6 protein-coding genes are annotated in these 5,379 nt (G+C 70.3%); 4 read left to right on the top strand and 2 right to left on the bottom strand.

Translation table 11 applies throughout. The features are described from left to right. From panB to PKE44_RS14445, 3 genes are all read left to right on the top strand, one after another. On the top strand, positions 1 to 513 hold a 513-nt coding region (panB, locus tag PKE44_RS14455), incomplete at its 5' end, for a 3-methyl-2-oxobutanoate hydroxymethyltransferase (protein ID WP_324552390.1). Between the two features lie 78 nt (positions 514 to 591). Beyond that, the gene (panC, locus tag PKE44_RS14450) at positions 592 to 1,440 is read left to right on the top strand and encodes a pantoate--beta-alanine ligase (RefSeq protein ID WP_324552388.1); all 849 of its coding nucleotides are present in this window, start codon (positions 592 to 594) and stop codon (positions 1,438 to 1,440) included. Continuing rightward, positions 1,437 to 2,357 carry an EamA family transporter gene (locus PKE44_RS14445; protein ID WP_324552394.1) on the top strand — a complete coding sequence of 307 codons (921 nt, stop codon included), beginning with the start codon at positions 1,437 to 1,439 and terminating at the stop codon, positions 2,355 to 2,357. The genes panC and PKE44_RS14445 overlap by 4 nt, the downstream gene beginning before the upstream one ends. Here the strand turns inward: PKE44_RS14445 and PKE44_RS14440 are convergent. Continuing rightward, positions 2,345 to 3,532: a cupin domain-containing protein gene (locus tag PKE44_RS14440; protein WP_324552386.1), complete on the bottom strand. Its 1,188-nt coding sequence runs from the start codon at positions 3,530 to 3,532 to the stop codon at positions 2,345 to 2,347. The two genes, PKE44_RS14445 and PKE44_RS14440, sit on opposite strands and share 13 nt — an antisense overlap. Before the next feature lie 198 nt (positions 3,533 to 3,730). Then, complete coding sequence (gene purB / locus PKE44_RS14435) at positions 3,731 to 5,101, bottom strand: adenylosuccinate lyase (RefSeq protein ID WP_324552384.1); 1,371 nt, start codon at positions 5,099 to 5,101, stop codon at positions 3,731 to 3,733. Between the two features lie 111 nt (positions 5,102 to 5,212). On the opposite strand from purB, the gene PKE44_RS14430 reads away from it, so the two are divergent. Then, positions 5,213 to 5,379 (top strand): HIT domain-containing protein (locus PKE44_RS14430; RefSeq protein WP_324552392.1); only part of this gene is annotated, 167 nt, incomplete at its 3' end.

Here is a 5,379-nt window from a genome sequence, read left to right as displayed (position 1 = left end):
CTCGCCAACGCCGGCCGGCTGATGCAGGAAGGCGGCGCGCAGATGATCAAGCTCGAAGGCGGCCAGAACGTCGTCGAGATCGTGCGCCTGCTCTCGGCCAACGGCGTGCCGGTCTGTGCGCACCTCGGGCTGCAGCCGCAGTCGGTGCACAAGCTCGGCGGCTACAAGGTGCAGGGCCGCGACGAGGCCACCGCGCAGCGCCTGCTCGACGATGCGCTGGTGCTGCAGGAGGCCGGGGCTGATCTGCTGGTGCTCGAATGCGTGCCGGCCGAACTCGGCGCGAAGCTGACCGCCGAACTCGCGATCCCGACCATCGGCATCGGCGCCGGGCTCGACTGCGACGGTCAGGTGCTGGTCTGCTACGACATGCTCGACCTCACCGCCGGCATGCGTCCGAAGTTCTCGAAGAACTTCATGATCGGTCAGGAGCGCGGCGTGCACGGCGCGCTCGAAGCCTACGTGCGCGCGGTCAAGGACGGCAGCTTCCCGGCCGCCGAACACACCTTCACCTGAGCCCCCCGTCACCCGGCCGGTGCATCCGCCGCCGGCCGGGCTCCTGTCAGAATCTCATCCGCCGAGGACCCCGCCGCCATGAACCGCGTCAACGGGATCGCCGAGCTGCGCGCGCAGGTCGCCGCGTGGAAGCGCGCCGCAGAGCGCGTCGCGCTGGTGCCGACCATGGGCAACCTGCACGCCGGCCACATTCGCCTGGTCGAGGAAGCCCGCCGCCACGCCGATCGCACGGTCGCCAGCATCTTCGTCAACCCGATGCAGTTCGGGCCGAACGAGGATTTCGCGAGCTATCCGCGCACGCTGGAGGCCGACGCCGACAAGCTCGCCGCCGCCGGGCTCGACCTGCTGTTCGCACCGCCGGTCGAGGCCATCTACCCGCACGGCCACCTCGGCATGACCACGGTCAGCGTGCCGACGATCACCGGGCACCTGTGCGGCAGCGCCCGGCCCGGGCACTTCGACGGCGTCTCGACCGTCGTCACCAAGCTCTTCAACCTCGTGCAGCCCGACCTCGCGCTGTTCGGCGAGAAGGACTGGCAGCAGCTGCAGGTGATCCGGCGCATGGTCCGCGACCTCGACGTGCCGATCGGGATCATCGGCGTGCCGACCGTGCGCGAGGCCGACGGGCTGGCGATGAGTTCGCGCAATGGCTATCTGTCAGCCGCCGAGCGGGCGCTGGCCCCGACGCTGTACACGGTGCTCGATGCCGCCGCCGCGCGCATCCGCGCCGGCGAGCGCAACTACGCGGCGATCACCGAGGCTGCGAACGCGACGCTGCTCGATGCCGGCTTCACGCCGGACTACTTCGAGGTGCGCCGCGCCGATGACCTGCTGCCGGCCGGCCCCGCGGACCATGACCTGCGCCTGCTCGCCGCCGCCCGGCTCGGCCGTGCGCGGCTGATCGACAACCTCGGCATCACGCTCTGAGCCCGGGCGCAGCGGCACCGGCCCTGCCGCTGCCGGCCGTCGCCGCGGCACTCGGGGCCGGCGCGCTGTGGGGGCTGGCCTTCCTTGCCCCGCTCGCACTCGCCGACTGGTCGCCGCTCGCGATCAGCGGCGGGCGCTATCTCGCCTATGCGCTGGTCGCGCTCGTGGCGCTGCTCGCCGGTCCGCGCCGGCCCACGTCGGCGCGCGAGTGGCTGGCAGCCTGGCTGCTGTCGCTGCTCGGCAACGTCGTCTACTACCTGCTGTTCGCGTATGCGGTGCGTGCCGCCGGCAGCTATCTGCCGACGCTGGTGATCGGCGCCCTGCCGGTGACGCTCGCGATCGTCGGCCAGTGGCGCGAGCGCCGGCCGTGGCGGGTGCGGCACCTGCCGCCGCTCGCGCTGATCGTCGCCGGGCTCGCCTGCGTGAACCTCGGCGAGAGCGGCGCGGTGCGCGGTGAGGACTATCCGGCCGGCGTGCTCGCGGCCGTCGCGGCACTCGCGTGCTGGACGCTGTTCGGTGCCGCCAACAGCGACTACCTGAAGCGCCATCCGGCGCTGCCGGCCGGGCACTGGAACAACCTGCTCGGTGCCGGCCTGCTGCCGGTCGCGCTGCTGATGCTGGCCGTCGCGCCGGACACGGCCGCGCGCAGCCCCGCGGACTGGCAGCACTTCTGGTGGATCGCCGCCGGCACCGGGCTCACCGCCGGCTGGGCGGCGAGCGGGCTCTGGAACCTCGCCAGCCGCGGCCTGCCGGTGGCGCTGGCCGGCCAGCTGATCGTCTGCGAGACCTTGTTCGCGAGTGCCTATGCCGCGCTCTGGCACGGCGCGCTGCCGCCGGCAGCGACGCTCGCCGGTGCCGCGCTGCTGGTGGCCGGCGTGCTGCTCGCGATCCGCGCCTTCGCCGCTCAGCCCTCGTAGATGACGAGGAAGCCTTCGTTCAGCAGGTCGAGCAGCAGCGCCCAGGCATCGTCACCGCCCAGCGCCGCCTGCAGCCGGCGGCTGTCGAGGATGCGTTCGCGGCAGAGCACGCGCGCGAGCGTCGCGAGCGCCGGCCCGAGCGCGAACTCCTGACCGTCGACGAACAGCGTGACGCTGTCCTGGCCGTGGTCGATGTACGCGAAGCGCGAGCCCGGATTGCGTTCGAGCTGGCCGCCGTCCTTCAGGTGGCGGCGCAGTTCGGCGAGTGTGTACGGATCGTCCTCGGGCTCGGCGACGTAGCCCGGCTTCGGTTCGGTGATGTAGCGCCCGAACCAGCTCTCGATCAGGTCATCGCCGGTCGCGAGCGAGCTGCGGATCAGGTCCTTGATGCGATCGAGCGCGTCCGCGCCGATGCGCCCCGGGTTGTCCTGCGGCGCGAGGCCCTCGTCGCGGTAGCGCAGTTCGTGGTCGGCTTCCTCCATCAGGAAGTCGACGTAGCGCCCGATCATGTCGGAGTGCAGCGGCGCGCGGAAACCGATCGAGTAGGTCATGCACGGCCCGAGCGCGATGCCGTGGTGCGCGACCTTCGGCGGCAGATACAGCAGGTCGCCGGGTTCGAGCACCCATTCCTGCTCGGCCTCGAACTCGTCCAGGATCCGCAGCTCGACATCGGGCAGGAAGTTGTCCGGATCGACCGGCTGCGTGCTGATCTGCCAGCGCCGCCTGCCGAGGCCCTGCAGCAGGAACACGTCGTAGTCATCGACGTGCGGGCCGACCGTGCCGTGCTCGGGCGCGTAGCTGATCATCAGGTCATCGATGCGCCAGTCCGGCACGAAGCGAAACGGCTCGATCAGCCCGGCCATGTCCGGGGCCTGCTTCTCGACGTCGGACACCAGCAGCGTCCAGTGCGTCTCGGGCAGTTCGAGGAAGTCTTCTTCCGTGAACGGGCCGCGGCGCAGCTCCCACGGCGTGCGTCCGCCACGCTCCATGACCAGGCGCGAGACGACTTCCTCGTCGCAGGCGAGTCCGGCGAGTTCCTCGGGCGAGATCGGCGACTTGAATCCCGGTATGGCCTTGCGCACCAGCAGCGGCTTCTGCTGCCAGTAGTCGCGCAGGAACTGGCGGACCGTCAGGCCGCCGAGAAGCGGCAGGGGCTGGTTCGAGGCCTGGGTCATGGCGCGGTGTCCATCGGTGGGGGGCGGAATCGGGAAAGGGGCGCGGACGAAGGCTCAGGCCGCGCCTCGCTGCTCAGGGATTCGCCGCTGCGGGCTGCGCAGGCGCGGATGCCGGGCGGGGTGCGGGCCGGCTCCTTGCCGGCCACGGACTTCCCTGCCGATGGCGGATTCGTCCGGGCTTACAGGTGAGAGTTTCGTTCAGACCCGCCGCGCCTGCTCGGCCGCGTTGCCGACATACGTGGCCGGGCTCAGCTCCAGCAGCCGCGCCCTGGCCTCGGCCGGCAGTTCCAGCGTCTCGATGAAGGCGCGCATCGCCGCGGCATCGAGGCGCTGGCCGCGGGTCAGGGCCTTGAGCTTCTCGTAGGGCTGTTCGATGCCGTAGCGGCGCATGACGGTCTGGATCGGCTCGGCCAGCACTTCCCAGTTGGCATCGAGATCGGCCGCGAGTGCTGCAGCGTTGACTTCGAGCTTGCCGATGCCCTTGAGCAGCGACGCATAGCCGATCTGCGCATGCGCGAAGGCCGTGCCGATCGCGCGCAGCACGGTCGAGTCGGTCAGGTCACGCTGCCAGCGCGACACCGGCAGCTTCTGCGCGAAGTGCGTGAGCAGCGCATTGGCGATGCCGAAGTTGCCCTCGGCGTTCTCGAAGTCGATCGGATTGACCTTGTGCGGCATCGTCGACGAACCGACCTCGCCGGCGATCGTGCGCTGCTTGAAGAAGCCGAGCGCGATGTAGCCCCACACGTCGCGCGAGAAGTCGATCAGGATGGTGTTGAAGCGCGCCGTCGCATCGAACAGCTCGGCCATGTAGTCGTGCGGCTCGATCTGGATCGTGTACGGGTTCAGCGTCAGGCCCAGGTCGTCCTCGACGAAGCTGCGCGCGTGCGCCTCCCAGTCGATTTCCGGATACGCCGACAGGTGCGCGTTGTAGTTGCCGACCGCACCGTTGATCTTGCCGAGCAGCGGCACGGCCGCGACCTGCTCGCGCGTGCGCTTGAGCCGGTACACGACGTTGGCCATCTCCTTGCCGAGCGTGGAGGGCGAGGCCGGCTGGCCGTGCGTGCGCGACAGCATCGGCACGTCGGCATGCAGGTGGGCGAGCCGGCGGATCGCGTCGATGATCGCGTCCATCTGCGGCAGCACGGCCTGCGTGCGCGCCGCCTTCAGCATCAGCGCATAGGAAAGGTTGTTGATGTCCTCGGAGGTGCACGCGAAGTGCACGAACTCGCTGACCGCCGCCAGCTCGGCGTTGCCGGCGATCTTCTCCTTGATGAAGTACTCGACGGCCTTCACGTCGTGGTTGGTCGTGCGCTCGATGTTCTTGACGCGCGCGGCATCCTCGACCGTGAAGTGCTCGACCAGATGGTTCAGCACATGCCCGGCGTGCTCGGAGAGCTCCGGCACCTCGGGGATGCCCGGATGCTTCGCCAGCCGCTGCAGCCAGCGCACCTCGACCAGCACGCGATGGCGGATCAGCCCGTACTCGCTGAAGATCGGCCGCAGGTCCGCGGTCTTGTCGGCGTAACGGCCGTCAACCGGAGTGACGGCGGTGAGGGCGGTGAGGTCCATCGGCGGGCTCCGGGAGTCGGCGCGGGCGAGCGGGGGGAAGCACGGGCTTGACGGCCCGCAGCGAAGGGCGCGGATGATACACCGCACCCGCTCCGACCCGAAGGTACGCCCATGTTCACGCTGCACCCGCGGCTTGCCGCCGACACCGTCGAGGTCTCCCGCCTGCCGCTCTGCACGCTGCGGCTGATGAACGACGCCCGCTTCCCGTGGCTGATCCTCGTGCCGATGCGCGAGGGCATCACCGAAATCCATGCCCTCGATGCCGCCGAGCGCACGCA

The organism is Plasticicumulans sp., assembly GCF_035331805.1.
Taxonomy (GTDB): Bacteria; Pseudomonadota; Gammaproteobacteria; order Competibacterales; family Competibacteraceae; genus Plasticicumulans.
Note: the sequence above shows the minus strand (reverse complement) of the source record. Positions and strands in the feature narration are given on the sequence as shown.

What these genes read in the sequence shown, in the direction of transcription:
- panC (WP_324552388.1), top strand. Translation starts at nt 592, where the DNA reads ATGAACCGCGTCAACGGGATCGCCGAGCTGCGCGCGCAGGTCGCCGCG.
- PKE44_RS14440 (WP_324552386.1), bottom strand. Translation starts at nt 3,532, where the DNA reads ATGACCCAGGCCTCGAACCAGCCCCTGCCGCTTCTCGGCGGCCTGACG.
- purB (WP_324552384.1), bottom strand. Translation starts at nt 5,101, where the DNA reads ATGGACCTCACCGCCCTCACCGCCGTCACTCCGGTTGACGGCCGTTAC.